This window comes from Bradyrhizobium sp. WSM4874, from assembly GCF_055811835.1.
The window spans coordinates 1-17,965 of sequence record NZ_JBVVPR010000057.1 but is presented as its reverse complement, the minus strand read 5'-3'; the positions used below and the strand labels follow the sequence as shown (position 1 = coordinate 17,965).

The 17,965-nt window shown below is 64.6% G+C and carries 16 protein-coding genes; 2 read left to right on the top strand and 14 right to left on the bottom strand.

The features are described from left to right. Positions 1-30: 30 nt before the first annotated feature. The gene (locus tag AC0L3P_RS35160) at positions 31-732 is read right to left on the bottom strand and encodes an SDR family NAD(P)-dependent oxidoreductase (RefSeq protein ID WP_275170810.1); all 702 of its coding nucleotides are present in this window, start codon (positions 730-732) and stop codon (positions 31-33) included. A 231-nt stretch (positions 733-963) separates the two neighbouring features. Between AC0L3P_RS35160 and AC0L3P_RS35155 the strand changes: the two genes are divergently transcribed. Both AC0L3P_RS35155 and AC0L3P_RS35150 read left to right on the top strand, forming a co-directional pair. Beyond that, positions 964-2,748: an acyl-CoA dehydrogenase family protein gene (locus AC0L3P_RS35155; RefSeq protein ID WP_275170808.1), complete on the top strand. Its 1,785-nt coding sequence runs from the start codon at positions 964-966 to the stop codon at positions 2,746-2,748. 45 nt (positions 2,749-2,793) lie between these two features. After that, the gene (locus tag AC0L3P_RS35150) at positions 2,794-3,882 is read left to right on the top strand and encodes a Zn-dependent alcohol dehydrogenase (protein WP_473308792.1); all 1,089 of its coding nucleotides are present in this window, start codon (positions 2,794-2,796) and stop codon (positions 3,880-3,882) included. A gap of 21 nt (positions 3,883-3,903) precedes the next feature. Here the strand turns inward: AC0L3P_RS35150 and AC0L3P_RS35145 are convergent, their stop codons facing one another. The 13 genes from AC0L3P_RS35145 to AC0L3P_RS35085 form a co-directional block, all read right to left on the bottom strand. Next, the gene (locus AC0L3P_RS35145; RefSeq protein ID WP_473308791.1) at positions 3,904-5,280 is read right to left on the bottom strand and encodes a hypothetical protein; all 1,377 of its coding nucleotides are present in this window, start codon (positions 5,278-5,280) and stop codon (positions 3,904-3,906) included. A gap of 239 nt (positions 5,281-5,519) precedes the next feature. Beyond that, positions 5,520-5,795: a DUF1488 family protein gene (locus AC0L3P_RS35140; RefSeq protein ID WP_026233404.1), complete on the bottom strand. Its 276-nt coding sequence runs from the start codon at positions 5,793-5,795 to the stop codon at positions 5,520-5,522. Positions 5,796-5,872: 77 nt separating this feature from the next. Beyond that, positions 5,873-7,351, bottom strand: coding sequence for an AMP nucleosidase (locus AC0L3P_RS35135; protein ID WP_473308790.1), 1,479 nt, complete (start codon positions 7,349-7,351; stop codon positions 5,873-5,875). Between the two features lie 178 nt (positions 7,352-7,529). Beyond that, entirely contained in the window at positions 7,530-8,864 is a 1,335-nt protein-coding gene (locus AC0L3P_RS35130; RefSeq protein ID WP_473308789.1) for an HlyD family type I secretion periplasmic adaptor subunit, read from the bottom strand. Then, positions 8,861-10,606 carry a type I secretion system permease/ATPase gene (locus AC0L3P_RS35125; RefSeq protein ID WP_473308788.1) on the bottom strand — a complete coding sequence of 582 codons (1,746 nt, stop codon included), beginning with the start codon at positions 10,604-10,606 and terminating at the stop codon, positions 8,861-8,863. Before AC0L3P_RS35125 ends, AC0L3P_RS35130 begins: the two co-directional genes overlap by 4 nt. 261 nt (positions 10,607-10,867) lie before the next feature. Next, positions 10,868-11,137, bottom strand: a complete 270-nt coding sequence (locus AC0L3P_RS35120) for a GlsB/YeaQ/YmgE family stress response membrane protein (protein WP_275170797.1) — start codon at positions 11,135-11,137, stop codon at positions 10,868-10,870. A 90-nt stretch (positions 11,138-11,227) separates the two neighbouring features. After that, complete coding sequence (locus AC0L3P_RS35115) at positions 11,228-12,205, bottom strand: ABC transporter ATP-binding protein (RefSeq protein ID WP_275170795.1); 978 nt, start codon at positions 12,203-12,205, stop codon at positions 11,228-11,230. Beyond that, positions 12,202-13,617: an amidase gene (locus AC0L3P_RS35110; RefSeq protein WP_275170793.1), complete on the bottom strand. Its 1,416-nt coding sequence runs from the start codon at positions 13,615-13,617 to the stop codon at positions 12,202-12,204. The genes AC0L3P_RS35115 and AC0L3P_RS35110 overlap by 4 nt, the downstream gene beginning before the upstream one ends. Then, on the bottom strand, positions 13,614-13,811 hold the full coding sequence (locus AC0L3P_RS35105) for a hypothetical protein (RefSeq protein ID WP_473308787.1): 198 nt from the start codon (positions 13,809-13,811) through the stop codon (positions 13,614-13,616). Before AC0L3P_RS35105 ends, AC0L3P_RS35110 begins: the two co-directional genes overlap by 4 nt. Then, positions 13,808-14,869 (bottom strand): ABC transporter ATP-binding protein, encoded by a 1,062-nt coding sequence (locus AC0L3P_RS35100; RefSeq protein ID WP_354060922.1) that lies wholly within the window; start codon positions 14,867-14,869, stop codon positions 13,808-13,810. Before AC0L3P_RS35100 ends, AC0L3P_RS35105 begins: the two co-directional genes overlap by 4 nt. Positions 14,870-14,871: 2 nt before the next feature. Further along, positions 14,872-15,774 carry an ABC transporter permease gene (locus tag AC0L3P_RS35095; protein ID WP_354060920.1) on the bottom strand — a complete coding sequence of 301 codons (903 nt, stop codon included), beginning with the start codon at positions 15,772-15,774 and terminating at the stop codon, positions 14,872-14,874. Between the two features lie 2 nt (positions 15,775-15,776). Next, a complete protein-coding gene (locus tag AC0L3P_RS35090) occupies positions 15,777-16,730 on the bottom strand; it encodes an ABC transporter permease (protein ID WP_247362906.1) in 954 nt (317 codons plus the stop codon). A gap of 190 nt (positions 16,731-16,920) precedes the next feature. After that, a partial coding sequence (locus tag AC0L3P_RS35085; RefSeq protein ID WP_473308786.1) for an ABC transporter substrate-binding protein occupies positions 16,921-17,965 on the bottom strand: 1,045 nt, incomplete at its 5' end.

Here is a 17,965-nt window from a genome sequence, read left to right as displayed (position 1 = left end):
CGCCTTTGCCCACCCTACGGCAGCTTGCCTTCAAAACTTCTCCACCCAGGGCCGCAGCTCCAGCTCCCAGCTCCAGGCGCTGCGCGGCTGCTGCAGCACGTTCCAGTAGCTCTCCGCGATGGCGTCGGGATCGAGCATCGAATCCGGCCTCTCCGGCGCTTCCGTGCGCGCTGCGCTCCTGATGCCGCCATCGATCACGAAATGCGCGACATGGATGCCTTGCGGCGACAATTCGCGCGCCATGCTCTGCGCCAGCCCGCGCAGTGCGAACTTGCCCATCGCGAACGGTGCGGACTGTGCATAGCCCTTGACGCTTGCCGAAGCGCCGGTGAACAGGATCGCGCCGTGCTGGTTCGGCAGCATGCGCCTAGCCGCTTGCTGCGCCACCAGGAAGCCGCCATAGGCGCTGACCGCGATCGCCTGCGCCACGTCGGCCGGAACGAGATCGACGAACGGCCCGCGCGCGCGGCCGCTGGCGTTATAGACCACCACGTCGGGCGTGCCGATCTCGCGCTCGACCAGGCCGAACAGGCGTTCGACCTCATCAGGGTCGGTGGCGTTGCAGGCATAGGCCTTGGCGCCGGTCTCGCTGCAGAGCGCACCGAGCTTCTCGATTTTTCGCGCGGCCAGTGCGACGCGGATGCCCTGGGCGGACAATAGCCGCGCCAGCGAGGCGCTCAGGCCTTCGCCGGCGCCGACGATGAGGGCGATCTTGTATCTCGGGTGTTCCATGACGTGATCTCTCGAAGACGGGAAGCCGCTGATCTATGCACGGTCCGCGCGGACAACCACCCGGGACGATCACAATTCCGCAGAGCGAATTGCTCCCACGCGGCGATCATGCCTCCCTGACAATTTGCGGCTTTATCCGCTTTCGCGACTGGAGCATGATCGACATCATCTCAAGCGGCAAGCGCCAAATCAGCGCAAAATGACCGCAAGGCGGAAACAAAGAGGACGATCATGCACAAGCCGGCCCCCGCGCAGGCAAAACAGGTCGCGGCCGCACCATCCGGACTGCTGGCTCCCGATACCACCGGCATGAATTTCTACCGCGGCGATCAGGCCCTCACCGATCTTCTGCGCATTCATCTGCCGGAGACGCTATTCCGCCACATCGAGCCGCATCTCGATCGCCTCGGTGAACTCGCCGGTGGCACGCTCGACGACTGCGCGCGGCTTGCCGACCGGCACACGCCGGTGCTGCACCAGCGCGACAAGTTCGGCCGCGACGTGCAGTGGATCGAATACCACCCGGCCTATCGCGAGCTGGAGAAGGCAGCCTTTGGCGAGTTCGGCATCCACGCGCTCTCGATCCGCAAGGGCATCATGGGCTGGCCGGACAAATATCCCGTCGTCGCCAAGCACGCGTTCACCTTCCTGTTCAACCAGACCGAATTCGGCATGGGCTGCCCGATCAACGTCACCGATGGCTGCGCCAAGCTGCTCGCGAATTTCGGAAGTGACGAACTGAAGGCAAAATATCTGGATGGCCTGACCCAGACCGACATGAGCAAGCTGACCCAGGGCGGCCAGTTCATGACTGAGAAGGAAGGCGGCTCCGACGTCGGCACGCTGACCACGACGGCCGTGCAGGAAGGCGACCATTGGCGCCTCACCGGCGAAAAATGGTTCTGCTCGAACGCCGACGCCAAAATTGTGATGCTGCTGGCGCGCCCTGAAGGCGCCGGCCCCGGCACGCGCGGTGTCGGTCTGTTCCTGATGCCGCGCTTCCTCGACGACGGTTCGCAGAACCACTACCGGATCGTGCGTCTGAAGGACAAGCTCGGCACGCGCTCGATGGCTTCGGGTGAGATCAAGCTTGAAGGCGCGATCGCCTATGCGGTTGGCAAGCTCGACCGCGGCTTCGTGCAGATGGCCGAGATGGTGAATTCGTCGCGGCTTTCAAATGGCGTCAAATCCACCGCGCTGATGCGGCGGGCCTACCATGACGCGATGACGGTGGCGAAAAACCGCGTGGTGTTCGGCAACCGCATCATCGACCTGCCGCTGGGCCGGCGCCAGATGCTGAAGATCATGCTGCCGGTCGAGCAGGCGTTGTCGATGAGCTTTCTCACCGCGGACGCGCTCGACCGCGCCGAGGCCGGCAGCCAGGATGCGGCCGCGCTGCTGCGCATCCTGACCCCCACGCTGAAATTCCGCGCCACGCGCGATGCGAGAAAAGTGTGCGGTGATGCGCTCGAGATGCGCGGCGGCATCGGCTATATCGAGGAATTCGCGACCGCTCGCCTGCTGCGCGACGCGCATCTCGGCTCGGTCTGGGAAGGCACCGGCAACATCGTCGCGATCGATGCGCTGAGGCGCGCGGTCGGCCGCCACGGCGCCGAATCCGCGCTCGCCGCCGATCTGCACGCCCGCCTCGATGACAGCCCCTCGGTGCCGCAGGCCTGGCGCGACCGGCTGCACACCCTCACCGATCGCGCGGTCGGCTTCGCACGCGAGGTCGCAGGGAAGGCCGACAATGAGGCCGATGCGCGCCGCGCCACCAGCCTGCTCTATCATGTCGCCAGTGCCGTCGCGCTTGCCTGGGAGGCACATCGTATTCACGACATGCGTGGCGATGCGCGAAGGCTGTTGTTGTCGCGGCTGGTCATCGACCACCGGGTATCGCCGAGCGATCCGTTCCGGCTGACGGAAAATGCCGTGCAGCAGAAGATCGCGGCGCTGCTGCTCGGCGACCGTGATGCCGGCATGAGCGAGGTTGGCGAACTGGTCCTGGCAGCGTAGGCTGCACCTGCGTTCAAGCAAGAAAAAAGCGATAGGGAGTGCTCGATGAAGGCCGCCGTCCTCCATGAAGTCAACAAGCCCCTGGTCATCGAGGATGTCAGCCTGCCGAAGCCCGGCCCGCGCGAGGTCCTGATCCGGACCTCGGTCGCAGGTCTCTGCCACTCCGATCTGCACTTCATGGAAGGACTGTATCCGCATCCGCTGCCTGCGGTCCTCGGGCACGAATCGGCCGGTGTCGTCGAGCAGGTCGGCTCCGACGTCACCTATGTGAAACCGGGCGACCATGTCGTCACTTGCCTGTCGGTGTTCTGCGGCACCTGCGACAATTGCACCACAGGCCGCACGGTGCTCTGCACCGACACCACGGTAAAACTGCTACCGGGGACTTCCAATCGGATGCAATGGGCCCGCTCCGAGAAGCTGCATCAGTTTCTCAATCTCTCGTCCTTCGCCGAGCAGATGCTGGTGCACGAGAACGCGATCGTCAAAATCCGCAAGGAGATGCCGCTCGATCTCGCTGCGCTGATCGGCTGCGGCGTCATCACCGGCTACGGCGCGGTCGTGAACACGGCAAAGGTGACGGCCGGCGAGACAGTGGCTGTGATCGGGTGCGGTGGTGTCGGCATGGCCGCGATCAACGGGGCGCAGATCGCGGGCGCCGGCCGCATCATCGCCATCGACACCAATCCGGCAAAACTCCAGCTCGCGACCAAGCTGGGCGCGACCGACATCATCAACCCGGCAGACGGCGACGTCGTGAAGCAGGTGCGCGATCTCACCAATGGCGGCGTGCATCATTCCTTCGAGGTGCTCGGCCGCAAGGAGACCGCCGAGCAAGCCTTCGGCATGCTCGCCTCGGGCGGCACGGCTACCATCGTCGGGATGATTCCGTTCGGCCAGAAGATCGAGCTGCATGGCTTCGACTTCCTGCGCGAGCGCAGGATCCAGGGCTCATCGATGGGCTCGAACCATTTTCGCGTCGACATGCCGCGGCTGGTGGATTTCTACCTGCGCGGCCGGCTGCACCTGGAGGACTGGATCTCGGCCAAGCTGAAGCTCTCCGAGATCAACGAAGGCTTTGCCAACATGAAGGCCGGCAAGACGCTGCGCAGCGTGATCATGTTTGACAGCTGATAGCCGGATGAAGCGGGACGCTCAGGATTGAGGCAACTGGTCCGGGCCGGCCAGGTCGCAACGCGACTCTTTCAGGAGCAGTAGCGCCGCAGCTGTTATGAGACCGGTGGTGAGCAGGTACACGGGCGATATGTTCAAACCGGGCCCTTGGATGACCAGATAAGCGAACAATCCCGCGATCGACGCGATGAAGCCGAGCCAGGCAAGCCTCGGAAAGCGAAATCCACGCTCGCCGTGCCAAAGATCAAGCACGAGGTAGTACACGAGAAGGCTGTTGCAGAGTGCCGCCGGCAGCACGCCCAGAACGATTCCGCTTTCGAACGCGAGATAGGAAAGCACGCCGCTGACCTGAGCAATCACCGCGAAGGCCACATAGCGCGGATTGAGGCAGGCCAGCGCGATCGACGCAAGTTCGAAGGCGTAGAAATACCGCTCGTGCATCTTAGGGAGCAGGTACGGCATGAGCATCAGCGATACACACGCTGCGAGGAGAATAAACTCCGGTCCCGCCCGTCGAGAGCGCGCGATGAAGATCGACAAGGCGAGCCCGCTCGCCGCCGCGAGCACCATGCCGACGGCGACGCCGATCGCGTACGGCATTCCTCCGGCCAACACCCAGATGTTCGCCGCGTTCATGGTGAGGCGATTGAAGGTGTGAGCCTGATCCAAATAGACCGCGAACACGGAAGCCAAGGATCTGCCGGCGACGAGAACCGGAATGGCGAGAACCACATAGATCCCGGGAACGGTGGCGAGCCATGCCGGGTGGATCCTGCGGCGCAGAATCATGCCGAGCACGAAGGGTCCCAGGAACACGCCCTGAGCCTTCACCGAAAAGGCCATCGCAAATGACGCAACGCCGTTTCGATCCCGCATGAACAGCGCGACGGAAACCAGCGTGAAGAAGGTCCAGATCGAATCACTCTCCGCCCACATTGCGCCGTTGAAGATCACCGTCGGTGCAAGCCAAACAGCGCAGAAGGCAAGGGAGGCGCGCAATGGCAGCCTTGTCGCTCGCCAGACGATCTGGGCCACGGCGATCGCGCAGCCCAACTCGAAGACTACCGAGATCGCTTTCACGAGGGAAAGTGGCTCGCCTAGCCAATCAAATCGGGCGGCAATCAACAGGAGGTAGCTGTAGAACGGCGTGTAGTTGGTAAAGGCTTCGGCCAGCCCGGCGACACCGTGATCGCGCGCGAAGACATACCAGGGGATCAGATGCTGAATGGCGTCGTCGGTCGCATGCTTCCGGGCGAAGTAGCGGAGCGCAAGGCCCAGGAGTCCGCATCCGATCGCTACGGCAATTGCGAGCCGCCAACTCTTTGGCAGCGTCTTGTCCGGGTTGACGTCATGACCGGGTCCGCGGATCGCGTCGTTTCCAACAATCTCTTTTGTCACGCGAGCACTCGTGAGGCCCCATTTTCGTGACCTAACCTCTACGGGTCATCAATTCATAGTCGTATAACGTCTGGTTTCGCAGATCTTAAGATTGCCGCGAAACGGTTGCTTGGTTAGCGAATGCTTTAGAGGAATTGACGATCATCGAAAGGCCGCCAGCGGGAAGGTAAGCCCGGCAAGACTGGATCTTGACCAAGTGACGAACTGCTCCGGACATGACGACGGAGCCTGGAGCGAAATTACCGCTGCAAATGTCGCGTAAAGATCCGCACCACATGTCCCCTGACCCGCGGCGCCTCGTCGTAGAGGTCTGACGCAAGCCGCTCGATGGTCTCGCGCAGCGACAAGAACTGGGCCTGCCGCGCGCTGCTTTCGGTGCCCTGCATGCCCGCAAGCTCGTCCATCGCGGCGTCGCTGATCTGGCACTGCACGACCTCGCCGTCGTTCAGCATGGTGAAGCGAAAGGCGAGCCGTTCGAGATCATGGCCAATGATCCTGTCGCGCATGAGTGGCATCAAGTCGTCCCGGTCGACCCCCGCGCCGAAAATGCCGAAAATCCCGCTGCTTGTCAGCAGCAAAGGCAACCCTTCGCCTACTGAAACGCAACTTCGGCAAAACTGCGGAGCTTTCGCGAATGCAGCCGCTCGGATTCCTGCTGCTTGAGCCGTTCCAGCGCCTTCAAGCCGATCTCGAGATGCTGGCCGACACGGCGGCGGTAGAATTCGCTGGCCATGCCTGCGAGCTTGATCTCTCCGTGCAGAGGCTTGTCCGAGACGCACAGCAGCGTGCCGTAGGGGACGCGAAAGCGGTAGCCGTTGGCGGCAATCGCGGCCGATTCCATGTCGAGCGCAACCGCGCGCGAATGCGACAAGCGACGAATGACATCGGGCCCGCTGATCTCCCAATTACGGTTGTCGACGCTCGCGACGGTGCCGGTACGCATCAGGCGCTTGAGCTCGAAACCTTCGAGCCCGGTGACGTCCTCGACCGCCTCCTCGAGCGCGACCTGCATCTCCGCGAGCGCCGGGATCGGCACCCACAGCGGCAACTCACGATCGAGCACATGATCCTCGCGCACGTAGCCATGGGCGAGCACGTAGTCGCCGAGCCGCTGCGTGTTGCGCAGGCCCGCGCAATGGCCGAGCATCAGCCAGGCATGGGGCCGCAGCACGGCAACATGGTCGGTGACGTTGCGCGCGTTGGACGGACCGGTGCCAATGTTGATCAGGGTGATGCCGCGATAGCCGGGCGCGACCAGATGGAAGGCTGGCATCTGCGGCGCGCGCGCGGGCGCAACGCCTGTCGTCGCGCCGCCGCTGCGCGTGATCACGTTGCCTGGAGCGATGAAGGCATCGAGGCCGGCCTCGCCAGCCTGAAGCCGCTGCTGGCAGAGCTGCGCGAAGGCGTCGACGTAAAACTGGTAGTTGGTGAAAATCACGAAGTTCTGGAAATATTCGGGGTCCGTGCCTGTGTAATGGTAGAGCCGGCGCAGCGAGTAATCGACACGGGCCGCCCGAAACAGAGACAGCGGTTCGGGCGCGCCGGGCTGAAGCTCGAAAGTGCCGTCGGCGATGGCGTCGTCCATGGTGGCCAGATCAGGCACGTCGAACGCATCGCGCAGCGACCGCGTCACCGGCGAATTCTCGCTGGTGGTGATGGCGGCTTCGATGTTGATGTCGCGGCGATAGGCGAAATGAACCGGGATCGGTTCGCTGGACTGGCCGATTTCGACCGGGACGCCGTGGTTCTGGATCAACAGCCCGATCTGCTCGGTCAGATAGGTCCGGAACAGATCCGGACGCGTGACGCTGGTCTCGTGCACACCGGGCCGCGCGACGAAGCCGTAGGCGAGACGCGAATCCAGCCGCGCATGCGTCGCGGTGGTGACACGGACGAAGGGATAGAAGGCCCGCACCCGCGTCGTGATTGCCTCGCCGTTGACGTAAGCTTCGAACCGGTCACGCAGGAACTTCGTGTTGCGCTCGTAGATCTCTTCGAGGCGGGCGACGGCGAGGCCGGCGTTGGAGAAGGATTCGGTTGCGACCGAGGGTGGGGATTGGATGGATTGCATTGTTCGACGCCGGGTTGCTGAGGCTGAATCGAACTATAGCAAGAAAACTAAAGCAAGAAAGAAGCCGCCTGTCATTGCGAGCGCAGCGAAGCAATCCCGAAATCTCGCCGCGGAGGCAACCTGGATTGCTTCGCTACGCTCGCAATGGCGAAAGGAGGCGAGGACGCGCTTTCGCGCGTCACTTCTCCCGGAAGGCGCGCATGAACTGGTCGTGCAGCGGCTTCATCAGATAGGACAGCATGGTGCGGTCGCCGGTCTGGACGAAGGCTTCCGCCGGCATGCCGGGGATCAGCCTGGAGTCACCGAGCTTGGCGACCTCTTCTGCGGACAGCGAGACGCGGATGGTGTAGTAGCTCTGGCCGGTGCGCTGATCGGTGGTGACGTCGGGCGAGACGCGGCTGACGACGCCGTTGAGCTCCGGCGTGGTGCGCTGGTTGAAGGCCGACAGGCGCAGCAGCGTCTTCTGGCCGATCTGGAGCTTGTCGATATCGACCGGATTGACCTTGGCTTCGACCTGGAGATCGTCGGCCTGCGGCACGATCAGCATGAGGGCGTCGCCGGCGGTGATGACGCCACCAACGGTATGCACGGTCGATTGCAGCACCATGCCGTCCTGCGGCGCGCGGATGTCGACGCGGCGAAGCTGGTCCTCGGCGGCGACCTTGCGCTCGATCATTTCGCCGATCTTGTCGTTGGTCTCGCGCAGATCCTTGGAGACCTCGCTGACCATGTCCTTGTCGACCTGGATGATCTGGAGCTCGGTCTCGGTGATCTTGCCCTTGGCCTGCGCGCGCGAGGCGATGTATTGCGCGCGCTCGCCGTTGAGGCGGGCGGTATCGCGTTCGAGCGTGGTCAGGCGGGAGATCTGCACCAGGTGCTTGTCATAGAGATCGCGGACACCGACGAGCTCCTGCTGCACCAGCGAGATTTCCCTGTCTTTGGCCCGCTCCTGCGCGGAGAGGCCCTGGATCTCCTCGTTGAGTTGCTGGATGCGCTCGCGAAGCTGCGCCTTCTGGCCAGCGCGGCCGTTGACGCGCACGTCAAACAGCTTGGTTTCGGCATCGAGCAAAGTCTTGATGTCGTTTTCGTTGCCGCGATCGAGAAGCGATTGTGGGAATTCGATCTTGTCGAGACCACGCTGCTCGGCCTGAAGCCGCGCCGTGCGCGCCTGCGCGGCGTCGAGATTCTTGGTGACGATGGCGAGGTTGGCCTTGGTGACAGTGTCGTCGAGCCGCACCACGATGTCGCCGGCCTTGACCACGTCGCCATCGCGCGCGCGCAACTCGCCGACGACGCCGCCGGTCGGATGCTGCACCTTCTTGACGTTGGACTCGACCACGATCTGACCCGGCGCGATCAGCGCGCCGGAGATCTGCACGGTCGACCCCCAGCCGCCGAGGCCGATCAGGAGGACCAGCACGATCCCAAGCCCGAGCATCAGGTGGAACCGGATCGACTGCCGTACGGTCCGCTTCGCGGCAGGCTTCGCGCCGCCGAGCGCCATCGTGCTCATGCCTTGGCTCCGCCTTCGCTGACGATCTTGATCGGGGCTGGCGGCGTCACGCGCGGCTGGAGCACTTGGGCGAGCACCTGTTCCTTGGGCCCGAAGGCCTGCATGCGGCCATCGCGCAGCACCAGGATCTGGTCGACCGCTTCCACGCCGATCGGGCGGTGCGCCACCACGACGACGATGGCGCCGCGCTCGCGCGCCGCACGGATGGCGCGGGTCAGCGCCTCGTCGCCCTCCGTATCGAGATTGGAATTGGGCTCGTCGAGGACGATCAGGAACGGGTTGCCATAGAGTGCGCGCGCCAGCGCCACGCGCTGCGCCTGGCCCGCGGAGAGCGCCGTGCCCTGCTCGCCGACCTGGGTGTTGTAGCCCTCGCGCATCTTGATGATCATCTCGTGCACGCCGGCTTCCTTGGCGGCCGCGATGATGCCGTCAGAGGTGGCCTCCGGGTCGAAACGGCTGATGTTCTGCGCGATGGTGCCGCCGAACAATTCGACGTCCTGCGGCAGATAGCCGATATGGCGCCCGAGCATGTCCGACGACCATTGGTCGAGCGCCGCGCCGTCGAGCCGCACCTTGCCGCGGACCGGTTGCCAGACGCCGACCAGCGCACGAATCAGCGACGACTTGCCGGAGCCGCTCGGTCCGATCACGCCAAGGCCGTTGCCGGCTTCGAGCGCAAAGGTGACGTCCTGCACGATGAGGCGCTGGTCGCCCGGGGGCACCATGGCGATGCCTTCGACCGAGAGGCGGCTGGTGGGCGCCTGCAACTGGGTCGGCATCGTCTGCGCCGGAATCTGCTCCAGAAGGCGGGTCAGGCGGTGCCAGCTCTGGCGTGCCGCGACAAAGGATTTCCAGTGCGCGATCGCGAGGTCGACCGGCGCGAGCGCACGGGCCGAGAGGATCGAGCCGGCGATGATGATGCCGGCGGTCGCCTCCTGGTGGATGACGAGATAGGCACCAACCGCGAGCACGGCCGATTGCAGCATCATGCGCAGCACTTTTGCGACCGCACCGAGACCGCCGGCGACATCGCTCGCACGCTGGTTGCCGTCGAGATATTTTTCGTTGGCCTCGCTCCAGCGCGCGTTCATCCGGCCGGCCATGCCCATCGACACCATGACTTCCGCGTTGCGGCGGCTGGCTTGGGCGAGATCGTTGCGCTGGGCGGCAAGCCCCATCGCCTCGCGCGCCGGCTGGCGGGACATGAACTCGGTGACCAGCGTCAACCCGACCAGGATGACCGCGCCGACGAGCGCCGTGACGCCGATCATGACGTGGAAGGCGAAACAGATGGCGAGATACAGCGGCAGCCAGGGCAGGTCGAAAAACGCGCTCGGGCCCATGCCGCCGAGGAAGGAGCGGACATTGTCGAGATCGCGCAGCGGCTGAAGCCCCTCGTTGCGGCTGCCGACCAGCAGCGGCAGGCGCACGATGGTGTCGAACACCCGCTTGTTCAAGGCTTCGTCCAGCGCGGTGCCGACCCGGCCCAAGATCCGGTTGCGGATCATGTCCAGCACGCCCTGCGCCATGTAGAGGAAACTGGCGAGGACGATCAGACCGACCAGGGTCGGAATGCTGCGGCTCGGCAGCACCCGGTCGTAGACCTCCAGCATGAAGATCGACCCGGTCAGATAGAGCAGGTTGATCATGCAGCTCATCAAGCCGACGCCGACAAACGCCGTGCGACAGGCGCGCAGCGCATCACCGAGCTCTGAGCGGCGGACGCCGGGAACGGCTGCCATCAGTCTGATCTCTTTCGGGTAGGGGCCAAAGCCCCTGATTTCAAAGGCAAATTCAGGAGTAATTGACCCGGATTAACATCGCGTTTGCGCTCATCGCCCAACGCAGTCGAATACCCGGGACCCCCTATGGCCCACATCACCCCCGACCGGCCTTGCACGCAAGTCCGGAATCTCACGATCTTGCGGCTTTTTCTTGCAGACATGTCACCTCTCCCCGGGCGGGGAGAGGTCAAAAGTTCGATCAATCGAACTCGGGCGCCATTAAAACCGGCCGCCGCCGCGGACCAGCCGTACCACCAGCAGCAGAATGACCGCGCCGATCGCGGAATAGACGATCTCGGATATCAGCCCGGTGCCGATGCGAATGCCGAGCTTCGGAAACAGGAAGCTCGCCACCAGCGCGCCGGCGATGCCGACCACGATGTCGCCGATGATGCCGAACCCGGTTCCGCGCACCACCTTGCCGGCCAGCCAACCAGCGACGAGGCCGACGAACAGGATGACAAGCAGGCCTTCATTGGAAATGTACATAAGTGAGGTCCCCTCTCCGTGAACGGTTCCATGGAAGCGGAACCGGGATGAACGAGGTGTGAATGCTGTTCCCCGCTTGGGGTCCAAATATCACGACAGCGCGGTGACCGGCTCCGCCAGCACGCACCGTGCCGCCCGGCCCGGCCCGACCTCCACATTCCCTGGCAGTTGCTCCAGACAGCGCGGCTGGGCTACGGCGCAGCGGGGCGCAAAGGAGCAGTTGTGCGGCCTCTCGCCAAGCGACGGCGGGGCGCCGGGGATGGTCTCGAGCCGCTGTCCCCGCTTGGCCCCGTGGACGGTCGAGGCGAGCAGGCCCTTGGCATAGGGATGCACCGGCGAACGGACGATGTCTCGAAGCGTGCCCTGCTCCACGATCTGGCCGGCATACATCACCGCGACCCGGTCGCAGATCTCGATGGCGACGCCGATGTCGTGGGTGACGAAGATGACGGACATGCCGAACTCGCGCTGCAGCTCGCGCAACAGCAGCAGGATCTGGATCTGCACGGTGGCATCGAGCGCCGTGGTCGGCTCGTCCGCGAGCAATATCTTGGGCCGGCACGCGAGCGCCAGCGCGATCATCGCGCGCTGACGCATGCCGCCGGACATCTCATGCGGATAGGCATCGAGCCGGCGTTTTGCGGAAGGAATGCGCACGACCTCGAGCATTTCGAGTGCGCGCGCTCTGCCCTCCGCGTAAGACTTGCCTTCGTGACGCACGACGCTTTCGGCGATCTGCGTCCCGATGGTGTAGACCGGATCGAGCGCAAGCGCAGGCTCCTGAAAGATCATCGACACCGTCTGGCCGCGGAACGACGACAGCTGCTCGTCGTTCATGGCCAGCACGTCGCGGCCCATGACGTTGACCTTGCCCGTGATCTGCGTGCGCTTCTTCGGCAACAGCCGCATCAGCGCACGCAAGGTCACGCTCTTGCCCGAGCCGGACTCTCCGAGCAGGCCCAGCACCTCGCCGTCGCCGAGCGAGAGGCTGAGATCGTTCACGGCATAGACCGTGCGCTCGCCGGTGAAGCGGATGTTGAGGCCTGAGATCTCGACGAGCTTTGTCATGACGGAAGCTTCGGCAGCCTGTCGTGGTAGTCGGTGGCCCGCTGGAATGCGGCACCGATGGTGAGCAAGGTCGCCTCATCGAACGAGCGGCCGATCAACTGCATGCCGATCGGAAGTCCGCTCTTGGTGAAGCCCGAGGGCACCGTGAGCGACGGCAAGCCGAGATAATTCACCGGGCGGGTGAACAGCGTCAGCCGCTGCAACAGCGCCGGCGCGTTCGGTCCGCCGCCGACGTCGCTCTCCTCGATCGTCGGCGCCGGCACCGGGGACGCCGGTGCGATAATCGCGTCGACACCTGATGTCGCAGCGTTGTGCGCGGCGAGCGCAGGTCCGCGCCAGCGCATCGCCTCGAGGTAGGTGATGGCGGGGACCGCGAGCCCGTTCTGAAGCCGCATCAACACCTGTGGGCCGTAATCCTGCGGCCGCTCGATCATCCAGCGCTTGTGGAAGGCGGCGGCTTCGGCTGCAAGCACGAGCTGGCTTGCCGAGGACAATTGCCGCTGGTCGGGCAGCTCGACCGTGACGATGTCAGCGCCCTCACGCTTGAGCACCGCGATGGTCTCGTCCAGCACGCGCGCGACCTCGCCGTCGAGATCGTCGACATAGAAGGACGAGGGGACGCCGATCTTGAGGCCCTTCAGCGAGCCCTTGGTCGCGCCGACATAGTCGGACAGCGGCTCACGGCTCGTGGTCGAATCCTCGGGATCAGGGCCGGCCATCAGCGCCAGCAGCAGCGCGCAATCCTCGGCGGTGCGGGCGAGCGGCCCGACCGTGTCGAGCGACTGCGACAGCGGCATCGCGCCGGCGCGGCTGACCCGGCCAACGGTGGTCTTCAATCCCGTCACGCCGCAGAAATGCGCGGGCATGCGGATCGAGCCGCCGGTGTCGGAGCCGAGCGCGGCATAGGTCAGTCGCGCCGCGACCGCCGAGCCCGAGCCCGACGACGAGCCGCCGGTGATGTGCGCCACGTTCCAGGGATTGCGAACCGGGCCGTAATGGGCGTTATGGCCGGTCGGGCCATAGGCGAATTCGGCGAGATGCAACGTGCCGAGCCGAACCTGGCCAGCGTCCTTCAGCCGCTGCAAGGCGGTGGAGGTGACGGTCGGAACGAAATCGCGGCGGATCAGCGAGCCGCAGGTCGCGACGTGGCCGGCGTCGTAGTACATGTCCTTGTGCGCGAGCGGCACGCCGTGCAGCGGACCGCGGACTTCGCCCTTGGCGAGTTCTGCGTCGGTGGCATCGGCGGCCTTCAGCGCCGCCTCGGATTCGATCGACATGAAGGCGTTGAGATGCGGCTGCCACTGCGCGATACGATGCAGCAGCGCGCGCGTCACCTCATGCGAGGACACCTGCTTCATCGCAATCGCGCGCGCGACCTCGGTGAGCGTCATCAATGCGGGCTCGGTGCTCATTTCGACAGCTTCGCAGTCTGCGCGTTCGGATAGAGCGCGGGCTCGAGATCGAACGGCAACGTGCCGGCAATGGCGGCAAAGCCCTCGAAGGCCGGTCCGATGGAGTTGGAGATGCGCGTCGCAATCTCGTCGTCAACGGGAACACCGGCGACCTGTGCCGTCGCCTTGATCTCTTTTGTCGTCGGTCTCGTCATGCGGTTTCCTCCTTCGGCGCGCGGCTATGGCCTGAACCCGGGATCGCCATGTAGCACGCGGCCTCGTGGCCCATTCTATCGAGCGCGGTGAGTTTTGGTGTCGCATTTGCGCAGAGCGGCTCCGCAAACGGGCAACGGGTGTGAAAGCGGCAGCCCGAGGGCGGATCGATCGGATTGGGCGGATCGCCCGTGATCGGCGGCGTCTCGGTGCGGCGGTCCGGATCCGAGGACGGCATCGCAGCAAGAAGTGCGCGCGTATAGGGATGCGCCGGCTGGTCCCAGACCCGGTCGACCGGGCCGAGCTCGACGACCTCGCCGAGATACATCACCAGCACGCGATCACTGATGTAGCGCACGACGTTGAGATCATGGCTGATGAAGAGATAGGTCAGCCCGAACTCGCTCTTGAGATCGGCAAGCAAATTGAGCACCTGCGCCTCGACCGATTTGTCGAGCGCGGAGACCGCTTCATCGAGGATCACCAGACGCGGCGACAGCGCCAGCGCACGCGCGATGTTGACGCGCTGGCGCTGGCCGCCGGAGATCTCATGGGGGTAGCGGTTGGCGAAATTTGCAGGAACCAGGCCCACCTTGCCCAGCAGCTCGCGCGCCAGCGCGCGTGCGGCGCCGTCCGCCATGCCGTGCACCTTTGGGCCAAAGGCGATCGACTCCTCGATCGTCAGGCGCGGATTGAGCGAGGCGTAGGAATCCTGGAACACCATCTGCATGCCGCGGCGCAGCTCTCGCAGGGAGAGCGACTGGCCGACGCTCATGCCGTCATAGATGATGTCGCCGGTGTCGCGCGGCATCAGATGCATCAGCAGCCGTGCGGTGGTCGACTTGCCGCAACCGGACTCGCCGACGATGCCGACGGTCTCGCCCTTGGCGACGGTGAACGAGACATTGTCGACCGCACGCACGGTACGCTTTGCGGCAAACAGGCCGCCGCGAACCGGGAAATGCTTGGTCAGGCCGTTGACCTGAAGCAGCGGCTGCGCGACGCCGCCGCGGTCCTCGACCGGTTCCAGCATCGCGACGGAGACGTTGGTTTCGCTCATGGCTAGTTCCTGATGTCCATGGCGCTGCGCAGGCCGTCCGAGAGCAGGTTGAAGCAGATCGAGACCGCGAAGATCATCGCGCCGGGGAGCGCGGCGACCCAGGGGTTGACGTAGATCGCGGTGCGCAAGGTGTTCAGCATCAAACCCCATTCCGGCTCAGGCGGCTTGGTACCGAGGCCGAGGAAGGACAGGCCCGCCGCAAGGATCATCGAGACCGAGATCAGGCTGGTGGCATAGACGAAGATCGAACCGAGCACATTGCCGAGGATATGCACGCGCATGATGGTGAATGGACCAGCACCGGAGGCACGCGCGGCGTCGACGAAGTCCATGTTGCGCACGCCTGTCGTGACGCTTTCGGCGACGCGGGTGATCTGCGGCACGAACACGACAGTCAACGACACGATGGAATTGAGGATGCCCGCGCCCAGCGCGCCCGAGATCGCAATCGCCAGCAGCACCGATGGAAAGGCATAGAACACGTCGATCGTGCGCATGATCGCGGTGTTGAGCTTGCCGCCGACATAGCCGGCAACGAGGCCGAGCGACGTGCCGATGCAGAAGGCGAGGATCACCGGCAAAATGCCGATGAGAAGCGACAGCCGCCCGCCATAGATCAGCCGCGCCAGCATGTCGCGGCCGAGCTCGTCGGTGCCGAGCGGGTAGCCGGTTGTGCCGATGTGCCGAAGGCGGCGGATCATCGAGCCCTTGTAGGGATCTTCCAGACCGAGCCACGGCGCAACGATCGCGGACAGGAAGATCAGCAGCAGCACCAGCGCGCAGACCATGCTGACCTTGTCGCGCCGGATACGACGGCCGACGGTCGCCCAATAGCCGCGCGCCTTGGTCGCGGGAGCGGACTGAAGCGCCGCATCGCTGGTGACAGACAACGGAAGCTCGCTCATCGCTAGCCCCGCTTGATGCGTGGGTCGATCGCGGCTTGCGCGATGTCGACCAGCAGATTGAGGAAGACGAAGAACAGCGCCAGGATCAGGATCGTGCCCTGGAGCAGCGGCAGGTCGCGCTGGAAGATCGCCGAGTTGAGCAGAAAGCCCGAGCCCGGCCAGGAGAACACGGTCTCGATCAGGATCGAGCCGCCGAGCATGTAGCCGAGTTGAAGTCCCATCACTGCGAGCGCGGTGGGCGCGGCGTTCTTGATGACGTGACGGAACACGCCGCGCTCATGCAGGCCTTTTGCACGCAGCGCCTCGACGAAATCCTGGCTGAGAATGTCGCCGGTCAGCGCGCGCACCGTGCGGGTGACGATGCCCATCGGGATCACCGAGGTCGTGATCGCCGGCAGCACGAGGTATTGCAGATGCGCCCAGTCCCAGGCCCAGGCGGCCGAGCCGCCGGGTCCGGCGCCGACGGCGGGCAACCAGTTCAGCTGGACCGAGAAGATGATGACGAGCACCATGCCAAGCCAGTAATGCGGCACCGAAACGCCGGCGATGGCAAAGGACGTCGCCAGCTTGTCGATCCAGGTCTCGCGGAAATAGCCGGCGATCAGGCCGAGCAGGACGCCCATGGTGAAGCCGATGATGGCCGCCGCAATCGCCAGCGTGACGGTGTTGCTGACCGCGCGCATGACCTCGGCCAGCACCGGGCGCCCGGTCGCAATGGAATTGCCGAGATCGCCATGAAGCGCACGGAGCAGCCAAAGCCCGAACTGCACCGGCAGCGGGCGGTCGAAACCGTAGGCGGTACGGAGCTGCGCGGCGAGCTCCTGCGAGGCGTCGGCCGGCAGCACGGCTACCAGCGGATCGCCCGGCGTAATGTGCACGAGCAGAAAACACACCAGCGCGACGCTGATGACGATCGGGACGACGTAGACGATGCGTCTGGCGATATAGGCGAGCACTGCAGTTCTTTCTTCCTTCTCCCCTTGCGGGAGAAGGTGGCGCGAAGCGCCGGATGAGGGGTTGTTTCCGCGAGTACAGCTATTCCTAATGAGAGATGGTCACTCGCGGAGAGAGACCCCTCACCCGGCTTCGCTTTGCGAAGCCACCCTCTCCCGCAAGGGGAGAGGGTGCACTGCGTATGCGCGCGAACTACTGCATCGACACCAGCGAGAAGTCGATGAACCAGCTCTTTGGCTGCACCACGCCTGTCACCTTCGGGCTGATGGCGCGGGGGCCGACGTCGTGGGCGACGTAGAGGAACGCGGCGTCGTCGACGGAGGCCGCGTGCAGTTCGGCGAGCGCGGCGTCACGCGCCGCAGGATCGAAGGTCTGCCGCGCCTTCTTCACGAACTCGTCGAACTTGGGGTTGTTGATGAAACCCCAATTGTTCGAGACCGGCGGGGCCATGCCCGATTGCAGGAAGCGCACCAGCGCGAAGAACGGATCCATCGCCGCGTAGGTGACGTTGGTCGCGTTCGAGCCGTTGGCGCTGGGATCCTTGGCACCGCGGCGCCAATTGGTGAACAGCGTATTCCACTCGATGACGTCGAGCTGCACGTCGAAATAGCATTCGGCGAGTGCCTGCTGGAGATATTCGTTCATCGGCAGCGGCTGCATCTGGCCCGAGCCGGAGGCCGAGGTCTGGGTCTTCACCGTCAGCTTCTTGTTCGGTCCGAATCCGGCTTCCTGCATCAGCTTCTGCGCAGCGGCCTTGTCGTACTTGATCTCGAAGGTCGGTTTTCCACGCCAGGGGTGGCCGGGTTCGAACGTGCCGGTCGCCGGCACCATCAGCCCCGCGAGCAGACCGTCCTTGAGGCCTTCGCGATCGACGCAAAGGTTTGCGGCCTTGCGGACGCGGATGTCGTTCCAGGGCGAGCCCTCGACGCGCGAGAACTGCCACGGCCAGACATGCGGCTGCTCGTTGGCGTAGAGCTTGAAGCCACGCTGCTTCAATTCGGGCAACGCGTCCGGCGCCGGGGCTTCGACCCAATCAACCTGCCCGGAAAGCAGCGCTGCGGTGCGCGCATTTGCTTCCGGCATCGGCAAGAGCACCATCTTGTCGACCTTGGGCACGCGGTCCTTGTTCCAGTAGCTCGCATTCTTGACCAGTTCGAGCCGTTCGCGCGGGGTGAAGCCCGCCATCTTCCACGGGCCGGTGCCCGAAGCATCCTTGGCGAACGCGGTCCAGGCAGCC

What these genes read in the sequence shown, in the direction of transcription:
- AC0L3P_RS35160 (WP_275170810.1), bottom strand. Translation starts at nt 732, where the DNA reads ATGGAACACCCGAGATACAAGATCGCCCTCATCGTCGGCGCCGGCGAA.
- AC0L3P_RS35155 (WP_275170808.1), top strand. Translation starts at nt 964, where the DNA reads ATGCACAAGCCGGCCCCCGCGCAGGCAAAACAGGTCGCGGCCGCACCA.
- AC0L3P_RS35150 (WP_473308792.1), top strand. Translation starts at nt 2,794, where the DNA reads ATGAAGGCCGCCGTCCTCCATGAAGTCAACAAGCCCCTGGTCATCGAG.
- AC0L3P_RS35140 (WP_026233404.1), bottom strand. Translation starts at nt 5,795, where the DNA reads ATGCCACTCATGCGCGACAGGATCATTGGCCATGATCTCGAACGGCTC.
- AC0L3P_RS35135 (WP_473308790.1), bottom strand. Translation starts at nt 7,351, where the DNA reads ATGCAATCCATCCAATCCCCACCCTCGGTCGCAACCGAATCCTTCTCC.
- AC0L3P_RS35130 (WP_473308789.1), bottom strand. Translation starts at nt 8,864, where the DNA reads ATGAGCACGATGGCGCTCGGCGGCGCGAAGCCTGCCGCGAAGCGGACC.
- AC0L3P_RS35125 (WP_473308788.1), bottom strand. Translation starts at nt 10,606, where the DNA reads ATGGCAGCCGTTCCCGGCGTCCGCCGCTCAGAGCTCGGTGATGCGCTG.
- AC0L3P_RS35120 (WP_275170797.1), bottom strand. Translation starts at nt 11,137, where the DNA reads ATGTACATTTCCAATGAAGGCCTGCTTGTCATCCTGTTCGTCGGCCTC.
- AC0L3P_RS35115 (WP_275170795.1), bottom strand. Translation starts at nt 12,205, where the DNA reads ATGACAAAGCTCGTCGAGATCTCAGGCCTCAACATCCGCTTCACCGGC.
- AC0L3P_RS35110 (WP_275170793.1), bottom strand. Translation starts at nt 13,617, where the DNA reads ATGAGCACCGAGCCCGCATTGATGACGCTCACCGAGGTCGCGCGCGCG.
- AC0L3P_RS35105 (WP_473308787.1), bottom strand. Translation starts at nt 13,811, where the DNA reads ATGACGAGACCGACGACAAAAGAGATCAAGGCGACGGCACAGGTCGCC.
- AC0L3P_RS35100 (WP_354060922.1), bottom strand. Translation starts at nt 14,869, where the DNA reads ATGAGCGAAACCAACGTCTCCGTCGCGATGCTGGAACCGGTCGAGGAC.
- AC0L3P_RS35095 (WP_354060920.1), bottom strand. Translation starts at nt 15,774, where the DNA reads ATGAGCGAGCTTCCGTTGTCTGTCACCAGCGATGCGGCGCTTCAGTCC.